Origin of the sequence: Gaiella sp., assembly GCF_035558935.1 — a bacterium.
In the GTDB taxonomy this organism is placed as follows: Bacteria; Actinomycetota; Thermoleophilia; order Gaiellales; family Gaiellaceae; genus Gaiella.
Genome location: NZ_DATMBZ010000112.1, coordinates 1 through 20,505, shown reverse-complemented (window position 1 = coordinate 20,505; position 20,505 = coordinate 1). Strand labels below are relative to the sequence as shown.

Annotated in this window: 21 protein-coding genes; 11 read left to right on the top strand and 10 right to left on the bottom strand. The window is 70.6% G+C overall.

Going from position 1 to position 20,505, the window contains the following annotated elements:
* Nucleotides 1-274: NUDIX domain-containing protein (locus VNM44_RS10715; RefSeq protein WP_325625867.1), on the bottom strand; the 274-nt coding region annotated here is incomplete at its 3' end.
* Nucleotides 275-436: 162 nt separating this feature from the next.
* Here VNM44_RS10715 and VNM44_RS10710 point away from each other — a divergent pair.
* The 4 genes from VNM44_RS10710 (at nucleotide 437) to VNM44_RS10695 (ending at nucleotide 4,537) form a co-directional block, all read left to right on the top strand.
* A complete protein-coding gene (locus VNM44_RS10710) occupies nucleotides 437-742 on the top strand; it encodes a co-chaperone GroES (protein WP_325625866.1) in 306 nt (101 codons plus the stop codon).
* A 28-nt stretch (nucleotides 743-770) separates the two neighbouring features.
* On the top strand, nucleotides 771-2,399 hold the full coding sequence (gene groL, locus VNM44_RS10705) for a chaperonin GroEL (RefSeq protein WP_325625865.1): 1,629 nt from the start codon (nucleotides 771-773) through the stop codon (nucleotides 2,397-2,399).
* 124 nt (nucleotides 2,400-2,523) lie between these two features.
* Nucleotides 2,524-3,768, top strand: a complete 1,245-nt coding sequence (gene argH, locus VNM44_RS10700) for an argininosuccinate lyase (protein ID WP_325625864.1) — start codon at nucleotides 2,524-2,526, stop codon at nucleotides 3,766-3,768.
* Nucleotides 3,769-3,844: 76 nt separating this feature from the next.
* Entirely contained in the window at nucleotides 3,845-4,537 is a 693-nt protein-coding gene (locus VNM44_RS10695; RefSeq protein ID WP_325625863.1) for an SIMPL domain-containing protein, read from the top strand.
* A 39-nt stretch (nucleotides 4,538-4,576) separates the two neighbouring features.
* On the opposite strand, the gene VNM44_RS10690 is transcribed toward VNM44_RS10695, so the two are convergent.
* Together VNM44_RS10690 and VNM44_RS10685 are read right to left on the bottom strand one after the other, a co-directional pair.
* Nucleotides 4,577-5,965, bottom strand: a complete 1,389-nt coding sequence (locus VNM44_RS10690; protein WP_325625862.1) for an ammonium transporter — start codon at nucleotides 5,963-5,965, stop codon at nucleotides 4,577-4,579.
* Nucleotides 5,962-6,309 (bottom strand): P-II family nitrogen regulator, encoded by a 348-nt coding sequence (locus VNM44_RS10685; protein WP_325625861.1) that lies wholly within the window; start codon nucleotides 6,307-6,309, stop codon nucleotides 5,962-5,964. Before VNM44_RS10685 ends, VNM44_RS10690 begins: the two co-directional genes overlap by 4 nt.
* Before the next feature lie 305 nt (nucleotides 6,310-6,614).
* On the opposite strand from VNM44_RS10685, the gene VNM44_RS10680 reads away from it, so the two are divergent.
* From VNM44_RS10680 to VNM44_RS10670, 3 genes are read left to right on the top strand one after another with little or no spacing between them, the layout of a single operon-like run.
* Nucleotides 6,615-7,454 carry an ABC transporter ATP-binding protein gene (locus tag VNM44_RS10680; protein ID WP_325625860.1) on the top strand — a complete coding sequence of 280 codons (840 nt, stop codon included), beginning with the start codon at nucleotides 6,615-6,617 and terminating at the stop codon, nucleotides 7,452-7,454.
* Nucleotides 7,451-8,284: an ABC transporter permease gene (locus VNM44_RS10675; protein WP_325625859.1), complete on the top strand. Its 834-nt coding sequence runs from the start codon at nucleotides 7,451-7,453 to the stop codon at nucleotides 8,282-8,284. The genes VNM44_RS10680 and VNM44_RS10675 overlap by 4 nt, the downstream gene beginning before the upstream one ends.
* On the top strand, nucleotides 8,284-9,240 hold the full coding sequence (locus VNM44_RS10670; protein ID WP_325625858.1) for a GNAT family N-acetyltransferase: 957 nt from the start codon (nucleotides 8,284-8,286) through the stop codon (nucleotides 9,238-9,240). Before VNM44_RS10675 ends, VNM44_RS10670 begins: the two co-directional genes overlap by 1 nt.
* An 18-nt stretch (nucleotides 9,241-9,258) precedes the next feature.
* Here VNM44_RS10670 and VNM44_RS10665 read toward each other — a convergent pair whose 3' ends face one another.
* Both VNM44_RS10665 and VNM44_RS10660 read right to left on the bottom strand, forming a co-directional pair.
* Complete coding sequence (locus tag VNM44_RS10665) at nucleotides 9,259-9,555, bottom strand: response regulator transcription factor (protein WP_325625857.1); 297 nt, start codon at nucleotides 9,553-9,555, stop codon at nucleotides 9,259-9,261.
* Nucleotides 9,552-10,085: a sigma-70 family RNA polymerase sigma factor gene (locus tag VNM44_RS10660; protein WP_325625856.1), complete on the bottom strand. Its 534-nt coding sequence runs from the start codon at nucleotides 10,083-10,085 to the stop codon at nucleotides 9,552-9,554. The genes VNM44_RS10665 and VNM44_RS10660 overlap by 4 nt, the downstream gene beginning before the upstream one ends.
* Nucleotides 10,086-10,469: 384 nt before the next feature.
* On the opposite strand from VNM44_RS10660, the gene VNM44_RS10655 reads away from it, so the two are divergent.
* Entirely contained in the window at nucleotides 10,470-11,846 is a 1,377-nt protein-coding gene (locus VNM44_RS10655) for a glutamine synthetase family protein (RefSeq protein ID WP_349258031.1), read from the top strand.
* A 242-nt stretch (nucleotides 11,847-12,088) separates the two neighbouring features.
* On the opposite strand, the gene VNM44_RS10650 is transcribed toward VNM44_RS10655, so the two are convergent.
* Complete coding sequence (locus VNM44_RS10650) at nucleotides 12,089-12,553, bottom strand: DUF2269 family protein (protein WP_325625854.1); 465 nt, start codon at nucleotides 12,551-12,553, stop codon at nucleotides 12,089-12,091.
* Nucleotides 12,554-12,622: 69 nt separating this feature from the next.
* Here VNM44_RS10650 and VNM44_RS10645 point away from each other — a divergent pair, with 69 nt between their 5' ends.
* The 3 genes from VNM44_RS10645 to VNM44_RS10635 are packed head-to-tail and all read left to right on the top strand — an operon-like array spanning nucleotide 12,623 to nucleotide 15,167.
* Complete coding sequence (locus tag VNM44_RS10645; RefSeq protein ID WP_325625853.1) at nucleotides 12,623-13,093, top strand: DUF4149 domain-containing protein; 471 nt, start codon at nucleotides 12,623-12,625, stop codon at nucleotides 13,091-13,093.
* Nucleotides 13,094-13,107: 14 nt separating this feature from the next.
* The gene (locus VNM44_RS10640) at nucleotides 13,108-14,559 is read left to right on the top strand and encodes a GAF domain-containing protein (protein ID WP_325625852.1); all 1,452 of its coding nucleotides are present in this window, start codon (nucleotides 13,108-13,110) and stop codon (nucleotides 14,557-14,559) included.
* Nucleotides 14,556-15,167: a response regulator gene (locus VNM44_RS10635; RefSeq protein ID WP_325625851.1), complete on the top strand. Its 612-nt coding sequence runs from the start codon at nucleotides 14,556-14,558 to the stop codon at nucleotides 15,165-15,167. The genes VNM44_RS10640 and VNM44_RS10635 overlap by 4 nt, the downstream gene beginning before the upstream one ends.
* On the opposite strand, the gene VNM44_RS10630 is transcribed toward VNM44_RS10635, so the two are convergent.
* The 4 genes from VNM44_RS10630 to abc-f are packed head-to-tail and all read right to left on the bottom strand — an operon-like array spanning nucleotide 15,164 to nucleotide 20,321.
* A complete protein-coding gene (locus tag VNM44_RS10630) occupies nucleotides 15,164-16,204 on the bottom strand; it encodes a DUF4349 domain-containing protein (RefSeq protein ID WP_325625850.1) in 1,041 nt (346 codons plus the stop codon). The two genes, VNM44_RS10635 and VNM44_RS10630, sit on opposite strands and share 4 nt — an antisense overlap.
* Nucleotides 16,201-16,710 carry a sigma-70 family RNA polymerase sigma factor gene (locus tag VNM44_RS10625; protein ID WP_325625849.1) on the bottom strand — a complete coding sequence of 170 codons (510 nt, stop codon included), beginning with the start codon at nucleotides 16,708-16,710 and terminating at the stop codon, nucleotides 16,201-16,203. Before VNM44_RS10625 ends, VNM44_RS10630 begins: the two co-directional genes overlap by 4 nt.
* A gap of 55 nt (nucleotides 16,711-16,765) precedes the next feature.
* Nucleotides 16,766-18,367 carry an acyl-CoA synthetase gene (locus VNM44_RS10620; protein WP_325625848.1) on the bottom strand — a complete coding sequence of 534 codons (1,602 nt, stop codon included), beginning with the start codon at nucleotides 18,365-18,367 and terminating at the stop codon, nucleotides 16,766-16,768.
* Nucleotides 18,368-18,407: 40 nt separating this feature from the next.
* Complete coding sequence (abc-f, locus tag VNM44_RS10615) at nucleotides 18,408-20,321, bottom strand: ribosomal protection-like ABC-F family protein (RefSeq protein WP_325625847.1); 1,914 nt, start codon at nucleotides 20,319-20,321, stop codon at nucleotides 18,408-18,410.
* Between the last annotated feature and the right edge of the window lie 184 nt (nucleotides 20,322-20,505).

Below are 20,505 nucleotides of genomic sequence, written 5' to 3'. Positions count from 1 at the left end.
AGAACGAGACGACCTTGAACACCCGCTCTCCGTCCCAGGTGTAGACGTAGCGGACGTCGCCGAGCTTGGTCTCCACCACCGCGCGCAGGCCCGTCTCCTCGTGCACCTCGCGGACGGCGGTCTCCGCTCCGCGTTCGTCCGGGTCGATCAGGCCCTTCGGGAGCGCCCAGACCCGAGGTCGATGGTGCTCGCGCCGCGGCTCGACGGCTGCCATCCACCACCGGCCGCGCATGCGGCGCACGACGACTCCGCCGGCCGAGAACTCCCGTCGCACTCCACGATTGTGCCCTTTCGCGAGACCCCGAAGATCTAAGCCGATTCCACTCACATCAACCGCGACGACACCTGTGCGAACGTGCTATAACTCAAGTCGTCGGCACTCTCCTACGGCGAGTGCCAGAGTATTCACCCACAGGCTCTCAGGGAGGCACATCGAATGAATCTGCAGCCACTCGGTGACCGTCTGATCGTGGAGGTCCTCGACGAGGAGTCGACCACGGCGAGCGGCATCGTGCTGCCCGACACGGCGCAGGAGAAGCCGCAGCGCGGCAAGGTCCTGAGCGTCGGCCCCGGCCCGCGTGACGAGGACGGGGAGTACATCAAGATGGACGTGGAGGAGGGTGACGAGATCATCTTCTCCAAGTACGGCGGCACCGAGATCAAGCTCGGCGCCGACGAGGTCCTGATCCTGCGCGAGTCCGACGTCCTGGCCAAGGTCGTCGGCGACCGCGCGGCCGTCTAACGCGTTTCGAGGGAGGAACGAGAAACCCATGGCTCACAAGGAGCTCAAGTTCAACGAGGACGCGCGCCGGGCGCTCGAGCGCGGGGTCAACACCCTCGCCGACGCCGTCAAGGTGACGCTCGGCCCGAAGGGCCGCTACGTCGTCCTCGACAAGAAGTTCGGGGCGCCGACGATCACGAACGACGGCGTCACGATCGCCCGCGAGATCGAGGTCGAGGACCCGTTCGAGAATCAGGGCGCACAGCTCGTGCGCGAGGTTGCCACGGCCACCAACGACGTCGCCGGCGACGGCACGACGACGGCGACCGTGCTCGCCCAGGCGATCGTGCGCGAGGGGCTCAAGAACGTCGCCGCCGGCGCCAACCCGATGGGCCTCAAGAGGGGCATCGAGCAGGCTGTGGAGGGGATCGTCAACGATCTCAAGAAGCAGTCGGTCGAGGTGTCCGGCAAGGAGGACATCGCCCGGGTCGCCACCATCTCCTCGCGCGAGCGTGAGATCGGCGACGTGATCGCGGACGCGATCGAGAAGGTCGGCAAGGACGGCGTCGTGAACGTCGAGGAGGGCCAGACGTTCGGCCTCGAACTCGAGTTCACGGAGGGCATGCAGTTCGACAAGGGCTACCTGTCGCCCTACATGATCACCGACGCCGAGCGCATGGAGGCCGTGCTCGACGATCCGTACGTCCTGATCGCGAACCAGAAGATCGGCGCGGTCAAGGATCTCCTCCCCGTCCTGGAGCAGGTCATCCAGGCCGGCCGGCCGCTGCTGATCGTGGCGGAGGACGTCGAGGGCGAGGCGCTCGCGACGGTCGTCGTCAACAAGCTCCGCGGCGTCTTCACCGCTGTCGCCGTCAAGGCACCGGGCTTCGGTGACCGCCGCAAGCGGATGCTCGAGGACATCGCCATCCTCACGGGCGGCGAGGTGATCACCGAGGAGATGGGCCTCAAGCTCGAGAACACGAAGCTCTCGCAGCTCGGGAAGGCCCGCAAGATCGTGATCGACAAGGACTCGACCACGATCGTGGACGGGGACGGCGATTCCGAGGCGATCAAGGGCCGCATCAAGCAGCTGAAGGCGGAGGTCGAGAACACCGACTCCGACTTCGACCGCGAGAAGCTCCAGGAGCGTCTGGCGAAGCTGTCGGGCGGCGTCGCGGTCGTCAAGGTCGGTGCCGCGACCGAGACGGAGATGAAGGAGAAGAAGCATCGCGTCGAGGACGCCCTCCAGGCGACCCGCGCGGCGCTCGAGGAGGGCATCGTCGCCGGCGGCGGCGTGGCGCTCCTGAACGCGGCCGACACCGCGAAGAAGGGCTTCGAGGCGCTCGAGGGCGACGAGAAGACCGGCGCGGCGATCATCCTGCGCTCGCTCGAGGAGCCCGTCCGGCAGCTCGCGTACAACGCGGGGCTCGAGGGCTCGGTCGTCGTCAACCAGGTCCGCTCGGCCAAGAAGGGCCAGGGCCTGAACGTCGAGACCGGCGAGATCGAGGACCTCGTCAAGGCGGGGATCATCGATCCGACGATGGTCACCCGGTCGGCGCTGCAGAACGCGGCGTCGATCGCGAAGAACATCCTCACGACCGAGGCGATCGTCGCCGAGGCGCCCGAGAAGGGAACGGCCGCTCCGGCCGGCATGCCGGACATGGGCGGGATGATGTAGCCATTCCGCTTCGCGGACTGGCTGGAAGTGCAGGAGGGGGCCGGCAGACGCCGGCCCCCTCGTGTTTCTCCCCGCCGAAGGCATGACAGAGCGGTAGGAGTCGCGATTCGCAAGAATCGCGCTCGTGACGCTCTGGTCAGGACGGGTCGGCGCCGCGCTCGACCCTGCGGTATGGAAGCTGCTGCGCGCGAACGACGCGGAGCTCCTCCCGTACGACTGCCAGGCGAGCGCCGAGCATGCGGCGCGTCTCCACGGCGCCGGGCTCTTGAGCGAGGACGAGCTGAACGAGGCCGAGGAGCGACTGGCTGCGATCGCCCACGACCCTGCGACGGTCCTCGAGACCGACGAGGACGTGCACTCGGCGATCGAGCGCGCGCTCGGCCCGGTGGGGCGGAAGATCCATGCCGGGCGCTCGCGCAACGACCAGGTCGCGGCCGCGCTGCGCCTCTACGTCGCGGACGCGTGCGCCGAGGCGCGCGAGGAGATCGACGCGCTCGCGCTCGTGACACTCTCCTTCGCCGAGACCGAGGCGGAGACGTTGATGCCGGGCTACACGCACCTCCAGCGCGGACAGCCCATCACGCTCGGCCACCACCTGCTCGCCTGGGTGGAGATGCTCGAGCGCGACCGGGCGAGGTTCGCGGGCGCCGCCGACGCCGCCAGGCCGAGCCCGCTCGGGGCCGGCGCGCTCGCGGGCTCGACCCTGGGGATCGACCCGCCGGACGCCCAAATGCGTAACTCGGTCGACGCGGTCGCCGACCGGGACTTCGCGCTCGACTATCTCTACGCGGCCGCAACGCTCTTCGTGCACCTCTCGCGGATCGGCGAGGAGATCGTGCTCTGGGCGACGTCCGAGTTCGGTTTCGTGCGACTTCCCGAGGAGGCGTCGACGGGGTCGTCGATGATGCCGCAGAAGCTGAACCCGGACGTCGCCGAGCTCGTGCGGGGAAAGGCCGGCACGGCGATCGGCCGTCTCACGGGGCTGCTCGCGACGGTCAAGGGGTTGCCGCTCGCCTACGACCGTGACCTCCAGGAGGACAAGACGCCCGTGTTCGCCGCGCGGAGCGACGTGTGCCTCGCGCTGCGCGGGATGACCGTGCTCGTCAGTGGCCTCGTTGCCGACCGCGAGCGGCTCGAGGAGGCGGTCTCCGATCCGCTGCTCCTCGCGACGGACGTGGCCGAGGACATCGTTCGCGGCGGGATCCCGTTCAGGGAGGCGCACGAGCAGGTCGCGGCGTCCGTCAGGGACGGCTCGTTCCGCGCCGGCACGACGCCCGCGGACAGCGTCGCGGCTCGCCGGGCACCCGGACCGGGGGGTGTGCGGGAAGCGATCGCCGCCGCCCGCGCGCGCTTCGGCCAAAGTCGCTAGGCCGGATCTCTGTGACGCCGGCCCCCGCCGGCGACGTATGCAGGGCAGCAACCGACCTCCCGGAGGACGACATCCCATGAAACGCATCGCACTCGCGGCCGGGCTCCTGCTCACCGCGGCCGCGCTCGCAGGCGTGCTGCGCCCCGACGGCGCAGGCGCCGCCGATCCCGCGACCACGCCGGACACGGTCACCGTGACCGGGAACGGCTCCGTCTCCGCCGTGCCCGACCGCGCCGAGATCTCCGCCGGCGTCGAGACCCGCGCCCCGACCGCGAAGGCAGCCCTCGCGGCGAACGGCGCCGCGATGCAGAAGGTGCTCGCGGCACTCCGCTCGAACGGCGGCAAGGACGTGACCACGCAGACCGTCTCGCTCTCGACCGCGTTCGATCAGAACGGCCAGCCGAACGGGTTCGTCGCGTCCAACGTCGCATCCGCAGAGACGACGCTTGCCGGCGCGGGCGCGCTGATCGACGCCGCCGTTGCAGCCGGGGCGAACACGGTCTACGGCCCGTCGCTCTCGCGCTCGGACGCCGACGAGCTCTACCGGCAGGCGCTCGCGAAGGCCGTCGACGACGCGAAGGAGCGGGCGTCCGTGCTCGCGAAGGCAGCCGGCCGCTCGCTCGGGAGCGTGACGGCGATCGTCGAGTCGGGCTCCGCACCGCCGATCCCGTACGCGGCAAAGGCGTCCGCGGCGCAGGACTCGACCCCGGTCGTGTCCGGGCCGCAGGAGACCGAGGCGTCGGTCAGCGTCACCTACGAGCTGCAGTGAGCCTCCGGGATCCGCGAGGCGGATCCCGGAGGCGGAGGGTCAGCCGGCGCTCGCGGTCGCGGGCGCCGGCTGGTGGGCCGGTCTCGGCGGGGTCACCGCGTGCGTCCCGTGGTGCTCCGTGCCGTAGCCGCCCGGGACCGGGATGTAGAACTCGGGATAGCCCCACATGCCGTGCTCGGAGACGTCGAGCCCCATGTTCTCCACGTGCGGCTCGGCGCGGATCCCGACGGTCACCTTCATCAGCCCGAGCACGAGGAACGACGCAGTGAACGTGAAGGCGCCGACGGCGACGAGGCCGAGGAGCTGCACGCCGAGCTGGTGAACGCCGCCACCGTAGAGAAGGCCGCCCTTCCCCGTGTCGAGCCGCTCGGCGAGCTCGGGGACGGTGAGGAAGCCGAGCGACAGCGTTCCCCACACGCCCGCCATGCCGTGTGCTGCGAGCGCGCCGACCGGGTCGTCGATACCCGCCCGCTCGACGAGCAGAGACCCGGCGACGACGATCACGCCTGCGACGAAGCCGATCAGGATCGCCGCCCACGGCGCGACGAACGCGCACGCGGCGGTGATCGCGACGAGCGCGGCGATCGCCCCGTTCAGCATCATCGAGAGGTCGGGCTTCTTGATCACGATCCACGACGCGGTGACCGCTCCGAGGACCCCTGCCGCGGCCGCGAGGTTCGTGTTCATCGCGACGTACGCGAAGAAGCCGACGCCGCCGAAGTCCACGCTGAGCGTCGACCCGGGGTTGAACCCGAACCAGCCGAACCAGAGGATGATCACGCCGAGCGTCGTGTAGGCCATGTTGTGGCCGGGGATCGGCTGCGGCTTCCCATCGACGAACTTCCCGATCCGTGGGCCGAGGAGCAACGCCCCCGCGAGACCCGCGAGCGCGCCCTGGTAGTGCACGACGGTCGACCCCGCGAAGTCCTGCATCCCCTTCGAGAAGAGCCAGCCGTCGGGGCTCCAGATCCAGTGGGAGACGAAGGAGTAGATCAGCGTGAACACGATGCCGAACGCGACGTACACCCAGAGCCGCGTGCGCTCCGCCATCGCGCCCCACACGATCGCGAGGGAAACGGCGGCGAACGCCACCTCGAACAGGTAGCCGGCGGCGCCCGGGATCGACGAGAACCACGAGAACGGCTCGGCACCGATCGCGAGGAGCTCGTCGACCGACGGGGCGAACCCCGAGCCGCCGACGAGGCCGTTGCCGCCGTCGCCGAAGGCCATCCCGAATCCCACGAGGTAGTAGACGATCGAGACGACGCCGAGGATCAGGACGTTCTTCGCGGCGATGTGGCCGACGTTCTTCATCCGCGTCAGGCCCGCCTCGAGGAAGGCGAATCCCGCCTGCATGAAGAGCACGAGGATCGCTGCGAGGACGACCCAGATCGTGCTCGCCGCGAAGGCCAGCTCCTTGGTGCTCATACCGTTTCCACCTCCTCGAGGCGCTGACCGGTGCGGTTGTGGGTGACGGCGTAGACGGGCGACATCCAGCAGATCCCGTCGCCGTTGACGTGGCCGGTCCGCGCCGCGTCGACGATCGCCGCGATGACCTCCTCGGCGATCTCGTCCCGCACGACGAACGTCAGGTGGGCCTTCGGCAGGAACCTCGACTCGAAGACGCGCCCGCGGTACTCGTGGGTGATCCCCTTCTCGCGCCCGTGGCCGACCGCCTCGATCACGGTCACCCCGACGTGGCCCGTGTGCTCCTCGACCGCCTCCATGACGGTCTCGACCCGGTCGCGAACGACGACCGCCTCGACCTTCATCACCTCCGCTCACCTCCTCCGGTCCACGAAAAAAGCCCCACCTCTCGCCGCGCGAGAGATGAGGCGCCATTGCCGTCGGCGGGATCGTCGTCGTCCCCGCCTGCGCCCCACCTTAGAGAAGGCGGCGGTCGTGGCGCAAGTGGAGAGTGCGGTTTCCCGTACTAGCCGCGCCGCGGGAGAGGGTGCTAGTCTCGCCGCGAGATGATGCTCGGTCGTATCTAGGACATCCGTTGCCGAGGCCCGCCCGGCGCGGAGCCTCTTTTTGCACGTCCTGGTACCGCCGTTCTCGAAGGGAGAGCACCATCGTGAAGGAGTTGTCGCCCGTTCCGCCCGACGCGCTGGCCGTGGAGACCCACGACCTGCGCAAGGAGTTCGTCCGCAAGGACAAGAAACGCGGCAAGCGGCGCGTCGCCGCACTCGAGGACGTCACGCTCGTGCTCGAGCGGGGCGAGTGTGTCGCGATCCTCGGCCAGAACGGCTCGGGGAAGTCGACGCTCGTTCGCCTGCTCTCGACGCTCCTGTTGCCCGAAGGCGGCAGCGCCCGTGTCTTCGGCTACGACGTCGTCCGCGAGGACAAGGCCGTGCGGCGGCTCGTCAACCGCGTCTCCGTCGAGGCGAGCTTCTTCAAGAAGATGTCGCCGTCCGAGAACCTCCACTACGCGGCCCGGTTCTACGGGATGACACCGTCGGAGACGACCGAGCGGATCCCGGAGATCCTCGAGCGGGTCGGCTTCCCGCCCGACCGGCGCACCGAGCCGATGGAGAACCTGTCGCGCGGGATGCAGCAGAAGGTCGCGCTCGCGAGGGCGCTCCTGACGTCACCGGTGCTCCTCCTGCTCGACGAGCCGACGACCGGCCTCGATCCGCGCTCGAAGCTCGAGGTCCAGGAGTTCATCCGCGAGATGCGCGCGGTGCACGACTCGACGATCCTGCTCTGCACGCACGACCTCGGCGAGGCCGAAGCGCTCGCAGAGCGGATCGGGATCCTCGACCGCGGACGGCTGCTCGCACTCGAGTCGGCGGACGAGCTGAAGGCGCGCTTCGACGCCGACACGCTCGAGGAGGCGTTCTTCGCGGCGACCGGCCGAGGCTTCGACGACGAGGAGGACGAGCTCGACGCCGAGGAGAGGAAGGCGCTCGCATGAGAGCCATCGCCCTGGAGCTGAAGCACGAGCTGATCGGCCTCGCCGGCGTCGTCGAGCGGAACGTCTACCTCACGCGCCGCTACATCTGGTGGGACGTCGCGTTCTTCGTCTGGACCGTCGCGAACACACTCACGATCGTGTTCATCGCCGAGGGCATCGAGGCGAGCGGTGGCTCGATCGACGTCGAACGTGCGACGACGACGCTCCTGATCGGCGCCGTCGTCTGGGCGTACCTCGGGATCATCTTCGAGTTCCTCACGGAGACGGTCGCCTGGGAGCGCTGGGAGGGGACGATCGAGTACACGTTCATGGCGCCGCTCTCCCGCGCGATGCACCTCGGCGGCTCTGGTGTCTTCGCCGTCCTCTACGGGCTCGTCCGGGCGATCCTCCTGTTCATCGTCGTGGCGGCGTTCTTCGGCCTCGCGTTCGACGACGCGAACTTCGTCGCGGCCCTCGTGATCCTGATCGTCGCGTCGGTCTCCTTCTTCGGGATCGGGATGATGACCGCCGTCCTCCCCCTCATCTCGCCGGAGAAAGGGGCGCAGCTCGGCTTCGTCGCGCAGGGGCTGCTGCTCGTGGTCTCGGGCGTCTACTACCCGGTCGACGTCCTGCCCGGGTGGATGCAATGGCTCTCGACGATCTCGCCCGCGACGTACGCGCTCGAGGGAATCCGCGCGGCCATCCTCGACGGCGCGTCGCTCGGCTCGCTCTGGCACGACATCTGGCCGCTCCTGATCATCGGCGCCGCCTGCATCCCGCTCGGCCTCTGGATCTTCAACAGAGGCGAGGTGTACGCCAAGCGACGCGGGAAGCTGAAACGATCCGGGTAGTGAACGACGTCGAGGTCGAGATCGCCGAGCTCGCCGTCGGCGACCGGGTGGGTCACGAGGCGTATGCCGCGCTCTGGAACGCCGTCGTGCCGCGGTATCCGATCACGCCCGACGAGCTGGAGCGCAGCCGGGCGAGGCGTCCGGACGACCTGCGCCTCGTTGGGCGGATCGACTGGGCGGTTGCCGGGTGTGCCGCGGCGATCCGCTCGGACCTGCCCGGCCGAACGTACATGGGCAACGTCGTCCTCCCCGAGCACCGCCGGCGCGGGCTCGGGCGCGCCTTCCTGGAGCGGTGCCTCGCTGCCGCGCGCGCGCACGGCAGCGAGGTGCTCGCGGCAGGCGTGGAGGAGGGAGACGTCGCCGGTGAAGCCTTCGCCGCGCGGTACGCGCTCCGAGAGGTGCTCCGCGAGCTCGAGATCTCGCGGCCCGTGCGGCCCGGCGAGCCCGACCCCGAGCCGCCCGAGGGCATCGAGCTCGTGGAGCTCTCGAGCAGGCTCGACCTGCTCCCCGCCGTCTACGCGCTTGCGTGCGAGACACTGCCCGAGATGCCGCTCCATGCGCCGCTCGAGATGCCGTCGTACGAGCGGTGGGTCGAGGAGGACGCAACGGGGCCCGACGTCCTGGCGGGCGGCACGCTCATCGCGCTCGACGGCGGGACCGTCGTCGGCTTCTCAGGGCTGATTCGCCGCGCCGCGGATCCACACCTCGCGGAGCACGGGCTCACGTCCGTCACCGCGAGCCATCGCAACCGTGGGATCGCCACGGCTCTCAAGCGGGCGCAGATCGCGTGGGCCTCGCGGTCGGGCTACCGGGAGCTCCAGACGTCGACGCAGGCCGCGAACGCGGCGATGCGCGCCGTCAACGACAAGCTCGGGTACGAGCCGCGGCCCGCGTGGATCCGCGTGGAAGGCGCACTCGACGAGGTCGAGGCGGCGCTGGCGCGCGAGCGCCCGTAGACAGACGCCGGCCGGCGGTCAGTGCCGACGCGGTACCGCGCCGGTGCGGACCGGGACCCGTGCATGCGCCCGCATGGGTTGCGGCGCCAGCGGGAGGAGGCCGCGACGGATTGCGAGCACGACGGCGTGCGTGCCGTTCCGGGCGCCGAGCTTCGCGATGATCCGCTTGCGGTAGCCCTTCACGGTCTCCGAGGAGAGGAAGAGTCGCTCGCCGGTCTGGGCTGCGGTCTCTCCCTCCGCGGCGGCCGCCAGGATCTCCGTCTCACGGTCCGTGAGCGGCTCCCCTTCGAGGATCTCGGCGAGCAGGCTCGTCATGCGGCTCGCTTCCGCACCCGCGTCGAGCCGTTGTGGACGAGCGTGTACACGCGATCGGGGCTCACGCCGAGGTCCTTCGCGACGTCGGCGGCGGTGTCGCCGTCGACGATCGTCCGGATCAGCGCGATCCGTTCGCGCTCGGGAAGCGTCCCGATCACGCGGAGCCGGTCGAGGCTTTCGACAGTGTCGTGCGGCGTCGGGCCCGGGTCCGTGGGCTCGAACGACCGTCGGTCGTCGCTCGGATGTGACGTCAGATCGGGAAAGCCGACGACGTCGGCGTAGTGGCCGTCACCGAGCGTCGCGCGACGGGCTCGCGTCCGCACGGTGTCGGTGATCGCACCGCGCACGTACGGCGTCGCGAACGCCGCGAAGGGAACGCCGTAGGACGGGTCGTACCGCCGCGCCGCCTTGGCCAGCGCGAGATTGCCGTCTGCGACGAGATCTTCCTGTTCGAGTGGGGTGTGACGCCAGCGGCGGGCTTCGCGTCGGGGGAGATGGAGTGCTTGCTCGACGAGCTTCTGTTCGGTCATGCGTGGATAGCGCCTCCTGCTTCGGGGGCGGGGACCGCAGCGGCTTGCTCACGCGCGGGGCGGCGGTTCCGTGTGGGGATTCGGTCGCTTTGCATGGGGGGGCATGCTTGGCGTCGGCTTGAGCCGTAACGGAAGGTCGGGACCCTAGCACTCCCCCCGGTCGTGTGGGTCGTGAACGGGAGTCAACGGTCCGCCATGGCCCTCCGCCGGAGGCCGCCGCCGCTCCGTCACCGTCCGGCGGGGCGGAGTGATAGTGTCCCGCATGCTTTTCGAGGCAACGGGGCCTCGGGCGCGGTTCGACCGCGTCCGGGGCTTTTGTCGTTTTCAAGGAGGAGAGCTCTGATGGCGAGACCGAGATCGGCGACGGGCGCGAGCCGTTCCACGATGGTGAAGTCGAAGGACCGCGCGACGTCGAGCGTCGCCGCGCGGCGCGCGGTGCTCAAGCGGCTGCGCGACGAGGACATCGAGCACGTCCTCTTCTGGTTCACCGACCTCGAGGGTCACCTCAAGTCGTTCGCGGTGACGCCCGCCGAGATGCAGGGCGCGCTGGACGACGGGATGGGCTTCGACGGCTCGTCGATCACGGGGTTCAACGCGATCGAGGAGTCGGACATGGTCGCGATCCCCGACCCGGACACCTTCCAGGTGATGCCGCGGCCGATCGACGACCACGGCCACGAGATCGGCGCGAAGGTCGCGCGCGTCATCTGCGACGTCGTCAAGCCGGACGGGACGCCGTACGAGGGCGATCCACGCTACGTCCTCCGCGCCGCCCTCGACCGCATGCGAAAGCTCGGGTTCGACGCGTTCAACGTCGGGCCGGAGCTCGAGTACTTCCTCTTCGAGGACGAGAACGACACGAAGACGCTCGACGAGGGCGGCTACTTCGCGATGACGGCCCAGGACGCCGCGACCGAGGTGCGGAACGACACGATCCATGCGCTCGAGGCGATGGGTATCCCGATCGAGTACCACCACCACGAGGTGGCGCCGTCGCAGCACGAGATCGACATGCGCTACGCGGACGCGCTCGCGATGGCCGATCACACGATGACCTATCGGCTCGTCGTGAAGGAGGTGGCCGCCTGGCACGGCTACTACGCCACGTTCATGCCGAAGCCACTCTTCGGTGAGAACGGGTCGGGCATGCACACCCACATGTCCCTCTTCAAAGGCGGGCGGAACCAGTTCTTCGACGCGAAGGACCCCCACCACCTCTCGAAGACGGCGAAGGCCTTCATCGCCGGGCTCCTCGTCCATGCGCGCGAGATGTCGGCCGTGCTCGCCCAGTGGGTGAACTCCTACAAGCGGCTGGTGCCCGGCTTCGAGGCGCCGGTCTACGTCGCCTGGTCGCAGCGGAACCGCTCCGCGCTGATCCGGATCCCGCTCTACAAGCCCGGCGCCGAGCAGGCGACCCGCGCCGAGATCCGCTGCCCCGATCCGGCGTGCAACCCGTACCTTGCGTTCGCGGCGCTCCTCCACGCGGGGCTCGAGGGGATCGAGAAGGGCTACGAGCTCCCCGACGAGATGACGACGAACCTCTACCGGCTCTCGGAGGCCGAACGGGACGAGCGCGGCATCGTCGCGCTGCCCGGATCACTCGGCGAGGCGGCCGAGGAGCTCGCCGGCTCCGAGCTCATGGCTCGCGCGCTCGGTGAGCACATCTTCCCTCGCTACGTCGAGCTCAAGCGACGCGAGTGGAACGAGTACCGCGTCCAGGTCACCGAGTGGGAGAAGGAGCGCTACTTGAGCGCGCTGTAGTTCTCCGCGAAGCGGGGATCCGCCGAGCGGATCCCCGCGTGCGGCGGGGGCAGATCCCTGCAGCGGCCTGCTTCGCGGCCTGAAGACCCAACCGCTGTCTCTTGCTGCTTTGCTCTGGACATCGGCGGGTGGAAAGCGCATGATCTGCGGTGCAGGCGGAGTCGCTAGGCGAGCGGCCACGCCTGTGTCTGACGGCCGATCGCGGGTCCCCGGTGGGGGCCCGTGGTCGTTCTGCGGTTCCTCTAGGGCTTCCAGACCATGAGCGCGACGATGGCGACCGTCGCCACCAGCATCGACGCGTCGAGCGTCAGCGCGAGCGGGTCGCGAAGGCGACGCACGAGCTCCGGCGACGGCCGGTCACCGGAGGCGGCCTCGCGCTCGGCGAGCTCGCGCGTCCTTCGGTCCAGCCGGCCCGCGATCGCGCCGACGACGCCGAGCCAGACCACCAGCGCGTATGTCCACTGGAGCCAGCCGGAGTCGTAGGGCACGCGGAGCTCGTTCGCGAGCCAGACGCCGGCGGCGAGCGTCAGCAGCAGCCCGGTGCCGACGAGCGGCACGAGCGGGCGCACGGCGCGCAACAGGGTGGCGCTCTCCGAGGGGCGCTCCTTGCCGATCGCGAGCAGCCGCAGCGCGGTCACGGCGATGCTGCCGCCGACGAACAGCAGGACACCGGTCAGGTGGAGAAAGAGGGCCCAGTCACGCGCCATCGGCCCCGACGCTATCCGTCGCGAACCGACGGATGCCTCGGTTGAAACCCGTAGCCTGAGCCTCCCGTGATGACGGCGCTCCGCATCCTGCACGTGCTCTCGGCGAGCGTCTGGGTCGGCGGCACGGTGATCCTCGTCTTCGTCGGGGTGCCCGCGATCCGTCAGCTCGAGGGCGAAGCGCGGGCGACGGCCATGCGGACGCTCGGGCGCCGCTGGCGCCCGATCGGCTGGAGCGCGATGGCAGTCGCCGTGCTCTCCGGCCTCTGGCTCACCGACCGTCACGGCGGCTTCAACCGTGCCGCGCTCGACACGGACTTCGACCGGGCGCTCATCCTCAAGTCGGTGCTGGTCGCCCTCCTCGTCGTCGGAGGGCTCCTCCACGACTACGTGCTCGGCCCTCGGCTGCAGCGCGAGCTCCGGGCTCGCGACCCGTCGGCTCCCACCACGAGACGGCGGCTCGTCGTCGTCGGCTGGTTCAACTTCGGGCTCACGATCGCCGTGCCCGCGCTCGGCGCGGTCGTGCTTACGACACTGGACTGAACGGAGGCTTCTGTGTGAAAGGCCAAGGAGGTGCGGAGGAAGCGTCCGAGCGCCCCGGCCCCGTGGACGACGCCGCGCGCCATCTCGCACTCCTGACGCGGACGACCGAGGTCGTCAACTCGTCGCTCGACCTCCAGGAGGTGCTCGAGGCGATCGCGCACGAGGTCGCGGCGGCGCTCGAGACCGATGCGTGCTTCGTCTACCTCTACGACGATCGGGCCGACGAGCTCGTGCTGCGCGCGACGCACGGGACCCGGATCGAGGACGCGACGAGCGCGCCGCGCATGCGGAGCGGGATCGGGATCACGGGTGTCGCGGCGGCGGAGCGTCGGCCGGTCATGATCCCGTCCGGCGCGCACCTCGACCCGCGCTTCAAGGCGTTCCCGAACCTGCGCGAGGACGAGTACGAGTCGATCCTCGCCGTGCCGATTCTCGCCCGCGACGTCCTGGAGGGAGCCCTCAACGTCCGCACGCGTGAGCCCCGTGCGTTCACCGGCGCCGAGATGGGCCTGCTCACCTCGATTGCCTCGCAGGTCGGCCAATCGATCGAGCACGCGAAGCTGTACGCCCAGACGCGCCGGCGGGTGGACGAGCTCGAGGCCCTGGCGCGGATCTCGCAGGCGGTCTCCGAGTCGCTCTACCTCGAGGAGTCGCTCGAGGCGATCGTGCGCACGACGGTCGAGTCGCTGCACGCCACCGGCGCCGCCGTCGTGCTCGAGGACGGTCGCATCGCCTGGCCCGAGGGGCGCGCCGGTTCCCATGCCGTCCGCCTCCCGCTGCGCTGGCGCGGCCGCGGCATCGGTGAGCTCGTCGTCGATCGCGACACGCCGTTCTCGGAGGACGACCGGCAGCTGCTCGACGCGATCGCGAACCAGGCGGCGGTCGCGCTCGAGCACGGGCGGATGGCGCTCCGCGGCGTCCTTGCCCAGGAGATCCATCACCGCGTCAAGAACAACCTCCAGACCGTCGCCTCACTGCTCAGACTGCAGGCGCGCGCCGAGGGAGTCGATCCCGGGAAGGCGCTCGGGGACTCGGTCAACCGGATTCTCGCGATCGCCGCCGTCCACGAGGAGCTGACCGAGCACCGGGAGGACGTCGTCGACCTCGCAGAGCTCGTCGATCGACTTCGCGCGACGCTCGTGCAGGGGCTCGTCGCCGGAAAGCACGTTTCCGCCGAGCTCGAGCCGGTCGAGCTCGCCGGCCAGCGCGCGACGGCGCTCGCGCTCGTCTTCAGCGAGCTCCTCTCGAACGCGCTCGAGCACGGCGGCGACCACGTCTCCATCGAGCTTGCCCGCGACGGCTCGGACGCCGTGCTCGCAGTGACCGACGACGGAGCGGGGATGACCGGCGCCGCCGACGGAACCGGGATGTCGATCGTCCGGGCGCTCGTGCGCGACGAGCTCGGAGGGACGCTCGAGCTCGTCGACCGCGGAGGGCTGCGGGCAGAGGTGCGCTTCCCTGCGTGACGCCGGCGCGCGCGGGCGATACCGTGACCGGCATCTCCATGCGCATCCTGATCGCGGAGGACGAGACGATCATCCGGCTCGACCTGCGCGAGCTCCTGGAACGGTCGGGCTTCGAGGTCGTCGCGGAGGCGCGTGACGGCGAGGAGGCAGTGGCGCTCGCGCGCAGCGAGGCGCCGGACCTGGCGCTGCTCGACGTCAAGATGCCCAAGCTGGACGGGATCGACGCCGCGCGGAGGATCCTCGACGAGCGGCCGATCCCGATCGTGATGGTGACGGCCTACGGCGAGCAGGAGCTCGTCGCCCGAGCTGTCGAGGCGGGAGTGTTCGGCTACCTCGTGAAGCCCTTCCGCGAGTCCGACCTGCTTCCCGCGGTCGAGACTGCCCGGGCGCGACACCGGGAGCTCGTCGCGCTCCGTGAAGAGGCGGACTCGCTCGCCGAGGCGCTCGCCGCCCGGAAGGCGATCGAGCGGGCGAAGGGGCTGCTCATGGAGCGGGAGGGCCTTACGGAGCAGGAGGCGTTCGCGCGGCTCCGCAAGGCGAGCCAGATCTCCGGGCGCCCGCTGAAGGTCGTCGCCGAGGCGTTGATCGGGACGTTGGACACGCGTTAGGAGGCGGCGAGCAGCCGGTCCTCCTCGCGCCTGCGGTGCGCACGGCGCGCGCCCCAGACGGCGAGTGCGACGAGCGCGATCGGGGCGAGCGCCACCGCGAGCGCGAGCACGACGACCGCCTCCCAGGCGAGGATCGCGAGCGCCTTGTCGAGCGCGCGGTCGAGCCGTGAGCCCGGCGCGGCGACGCCGGAGGACGCCTCGGTGCGGAGATCGAGCTGGATCGTCGCGTTCCGCGCGGCCTCGGCGGTCGCGGCGCGGTTTGCGCGGAGGTCGCGGAGCTGGGCCTGTGCCTGCGCGCGCCGCTCGAGGAGACGCGCGCGCTCGGCAGACGTCTCGGCGCGGTCGATCGCCGCCGTCAGCGCCGCGATCTGGGCGCGGAGGCGCTCGAGCTGGCCGTCGAGCGTGTCGAGCGACTCCTGGAGGTCGTCGATCTGGACGTTCTGGGCGACGATCGTGCCGAGGCCGGAGAGCCGCGTCACCGCATCCGCTGCGCGGGTCGACGGGACGCGAAGGGTGAGCGACGCCGCGCCCTGGTCTCCGGTCGCGTACTGCACCGAGACCACGTAGCCGCCGAGGTCGCGCGCGATCGAGAGGGCGCGCTGCGTCGCCTCGGAGAGCGCATCGGTGTCCTCCACGGCGAGCGTGAGGCTGCCGCTGTAGCGCTGTGCGCGCCCAGCGAACGGAGCGGGCGCCTTCTCCTGTGCTCTCGAGGAGTCGGCCGACGGGCCTACGAGCGTCATACCCGCAGACTGTGGCGTGCCGGCGCTCCGCTGCAGCTCGACCGATGCGGGCGGCGCGGTCGCCTCGCGTGCGGCCTGCTCCGGCCGCGTGACGCCGATCGCGACGGCCGAGACGACGGCGAGCCCGGCGGCCGCGGGAAGGGCGAGCAGGAGCCGGCGACGGCTGCGAAGCCGGTCGCGCCAAGACGGCTCGGTGACCGCTGGGGCCGACGCGTGCGTCAGCACCTGGAGGCGGAGCGCCTCACCCGCCGCGGGCCGGGTCGCGCGCAGCTCGTCGACGATCTGGTTGACGGTCATCCCTCGTTCACCCTTTCCTCGAGTCGCTTCAGCGCGCGGCTCAGCCGCGTCGAGACTGCGGTGGGGCTGATCCCGAGCACGCGTGCGGTGGCGTCGCCGTCCAGCTCGAGCACGATCCGGAGCGCGAGCACCTCGCGTTCCCCCGCGCTCAGCGAGGCGAGCGCGGTCTCGAGCTCGGGGGAGAGGCCCTCGACGAATGTCTCCTCCACGCGCTCGGCGAGTGCAGCCGCCTCCTCGCGCCGCCGCCGCCGGGACTCCGAGCGGAACCAGTCGAGCGCCGTCGTCCGTGCGATCCCGAGCAGCCAGGTTCGTGCGCTGCCTCGCCGCGCGTCGAACCGGCTCCAGAGGCGAAGCGCCTTCTCGAAGGTCGAGTTGGCGAGGTCCTCGGCGGTCTCGCGGTCGCGGGTGAGGTAGAGCAGGTAGCCGTAGACGTCGTCGAGGTGCGCCTCCGCGGCCTCCGCGAGGCTCGCCGGCGGGCGCGTGGCGAGCGGCTGCTCGAGCGTCATCGCGTGCACGCCTTCTCTACGCCGCCGTTCGACCCTTCCGTCACACCTTCGCCGCTTAAGGCGCCTCGGCAGCCTCGCGGACGCGCTGCGCCTCGGCCTCTCGCAGCTCGATCCGGCGGATCTTCCCGGTGAGCGTCTTCGGAAGCGATTCGACGAACTCGATCCGCCGCGGGTAGTGGTAGGCGGAGAGGCGCGTCCGCACGTGCTGCTGGATCGACTTCGCGGTCTCGTCGCTCGGCTCCTCGCCGTCGGCAAGGACGACGAAGGCCTTGACGACGTGCCCGCGCCGCTCGTCGGGCGAGGCGACCGCGGCCGCCTCGGCGACGGCCGGGTGCTCGAGGCACGCCGACTCGACCTCGAACGGGCCGATCCGGTAGCCGGCGGCGATGATCACGTCGTCGGCACGGCCCTCGTACCAGACGTACCCGTCGTCGTCCATGTGCGCCGCGTCCTTCGTGTGGAACCACTCGCCACCGAAGGTCTCACGTGCCGCGGCCTCGTTGTTCCAGTATCCGAGCGGGTAGTGCGGGTTGCTGCGGGCGCGCAGGCAGATCTCGCCGCGCTCCCCGGTGGCCAGAGGCCGCTCGTCCTCGTCGAGGATCGCGACGTCCCACCCCGGCGTCGGCCGGCCCATCGACCCTTCTCGCACCTCCATGAACGGGAAGTTCGCGCACAGCGGGTAGCTCTCCGAGAGCCCGTAGAAGTCGAGGATCGTGACCCCGTACTGCTGCCGGAACCAGCGGATCGCCTCGGGGTTGAGCGGCTCCCCTGCGGCGCAGACGATGCGGAACCGTTGCGGGTAGCGCTCGCCCGCGTCGTCGATCGACATCATCGAGCGGATCGCGGTCGGGGTCGAGAAGACGTTCGTCACCTGGTACTTGGAGAGGAACGCGAGCTGCCTGTGGGCGTCGAAGCCGCCCTCGCGCTCGTAGACGACCTGAACGGCCCCGTACCGCCACGGGCCGAGGAGGGGCGCGATCCCCGCAACCCAGGCCCATTCGCCCATCCCGTGGAACAGCTCGCCGTCCTGGACGTCGTGGCAGAGCTCGAACTCGTTGTGACCGAGCAGGTACCGGTGCGCGTGGAGGATCCCCTTCGCGAGACCCGTGGTCCCCGACGTGTAATAGAGCTGCGCCGGGTCGTCGGCCGCCGTGTCCACCCGCGCGAACACCGGATCGCCGGAGGCGATCAGGTCGTCGTCGAGGACGAGGACGTGCTCGACGGGGAGGCCGAGCCCACGGACGCGTTCGGCGTTCTCGGCGTTCGTGAGCAGCACCTTCGCCTGCGAGTCGCTCACGCGGTGGTGGATGCCGTCGTCGCCGTACAGCACCGACAGGGAGAGCAGGATCGCACCCGCCTTGAACGTCCCCAGGAACGCGGCCGCCGTCTCCGGCCGGGGGGTGAGGAGCATCGCGACGCGGTCGCCGGGCGCCACGCCGTGCCGTCCGAGGACGCTCGCGAGCCGGCTGCTCCATTCCTGCAGCTCCCCCCAAGTGACCTGCCGCTCGTTGCCACGGTAGTCCTCCCACAGCATCGCGAGCTTGTCGGGCGGGTGCTTGTCGCAGACGTCCTCCGCGATGTTGTAGCGCTCTGGGACGACCCACTCGTGGGCGGCGACGGCCTCGTCGTAGCTCGAAAACCGGCTGTGTGAGGACACGGACGCTCCTACCGGCGGTGGTGGGGGTGCGAAGTGTCGCTCATCCCGATTCCACGTGCGAGGCCGCGTCGGCCTGCGCCTCGCCGAACAGGACCTCCCAGCGCGCGAGGAGCTGGTCGAGCTCCTCGCGGCTCGCGGTGTAGGACGCGAGGAGGTCCATGTCCGTCCAGCTTTCTGCGAGACGCAGCTCCAGCTCCGCGACGCGCGGCTCGAGCTCGGCGATCCGCTTCTCCACCCGGTCGAGCTCGCGGTTCCGGGGCGGGGCCGGCGCGGCCTTCGGCGTCGGCTTCGCGACACGCCTGCGCACGGGGTTGGCGGGAATCGATGCCTCCGTCGATTCCCGCTCGCGGACGAGATCGGCCCAGCCACCGTCGTAGGAGCGGAGCGCCAGGTCCTCGACCGCCACGATCCGGTCGGGCACCGCGTCGAGCACGGCCCGGTCGTGCGAGACGAGGAGCACCGTTCCGGGAAACGCCTCGAGCGCGGCTTCGAGCGCCTCGCGGCTCTCGAGGTCGAGGTGGTTCGTCGGCTCGTCGAGGACGAGTAGGTTGGCGCCCGAGGCCACGACGAGTGCGAGCGCGAGACGGCGTCGCTCGCCGCCCGAGAGGACCGAGACCTGCTTCTCGTGCGTCTCCCAGCCGGAGAAGAGGAACCGGCCGAGCAGGTTCTGCGCCTGGGGGCGCTGCAGCCTCGTCTCGGCGACGGTGACGTCGAGGATCGACCCGTGCTCGGGGAGCTCCGCCTCGTGTTGCGAGAAGTAGGCCGGCACGACGCCGTGGCCTACCTTGATGCGTCCCTCGTCCGGCTCGCGCTGCCCGAGGAGGGTCTCGAGCAGAGTCGTCTTGCCGGAGCCGTTCGGGCCGACGAGCGCGACGTGCTCGCCCCGCTCGAGCACGAGCGCTGCCCCGTCGAGCAGCAGCTTGTCCCCCGCGGAGACGACGAGCCCCTCGGCCTCGAGGACGATCCGGCCCGACCGCTCGGGCTTCAGGAACTCGAAGCCGAGGGTGCGACGGCGCTTCGTCATCGCCTCGAGCTCCTGTGAGGCCGCGCGACGCTCCTTCTCGAGCCGCCCGATCTGCGAGAGCTTGGCCTGCGCCTGCTTCGCCTTCGACTTCTTGTAGCGGAACCGGGCGACGAAACGCTCGAGGCGCTCGATGTCGTCCGTGACGCGGCCGAGCTGCGTCGCCGCAGCCGACGCCCGGGCCACCTTCTCGCGGCGCCACTCGTGCCAGGGGCCGTCGAAGAAGAAGGGCTTCGGGCCGCCGAGCTCGAGCACCGCCGTCGTGACCGCCTCGAGGAACCAGCGGTCGTGGGCGACGAGGATCACCGCCGCGTCGAGCGACGTCAGCTCGCGCTCGAGCCACTCCAGACTCTCGACGTCGAGGTGGTTCGTCGGCTCGTCGAGTAGGAGCAGGTCGGGATCGGAGGAGAGCGCGCGCGCGAGCGAGGCCCGCGTCAGCTCCCCGCCGGAGAACGTGTCGAGCGCCCGGTCGAGATCGTCGTCGGCGAAGCCGAGGCCTCGCACGATCGACGCCGCGCGGTCGCGCCACGCCCAACCGCCGGCGTGCTCGAGCCGCGCCTGCGCCTCGCTGTAGCGGCGCAATGTCGCGTCAGCATGGTCGCCCGCCGCCATCGCCTCCTCGAGCCGGCGGAGGTCCTCCTCGATCGCGACGAGGTCGCCCGCGCCCGAGAGCGAGTACTCCCGGAGCGTGAGCCCCTGGCCGCGTGGCGGGCGCTGGTCGTGCAGAGCGACGCGCGTGTCCTTTGCGAACGCGAGCTCGCCACCCTGCAGCGACGTCTCGCCCATGATCGCCCGCAGCAGCGTCGTCTTGCCCGCCCCGTTCGGCCCGGCGAGCGCGAGCCTGTCGCCGCGACGCAGGCGGAACGAGACCCCGTCGAAGAGGGGGTCGCCGGAGAGCTCCTTGCGGAGGCCGGAGGCGATCAGGACGGCCATTCGTCCAAGAGTGCCGACGATCGCGGCACGAAGTAAGGACCGCGTGTCGGCGCGACACGAATCGGGTACTGATCCACCATGGCAAACGACTCGATCGTCATCGTCGGAGGGGGCCTCGCGGGCGGTCGGCTCGCCGCCGAGTACCGGGAGAGCGGTGGGGAGGCGGACGTCACGATCCTGTCCG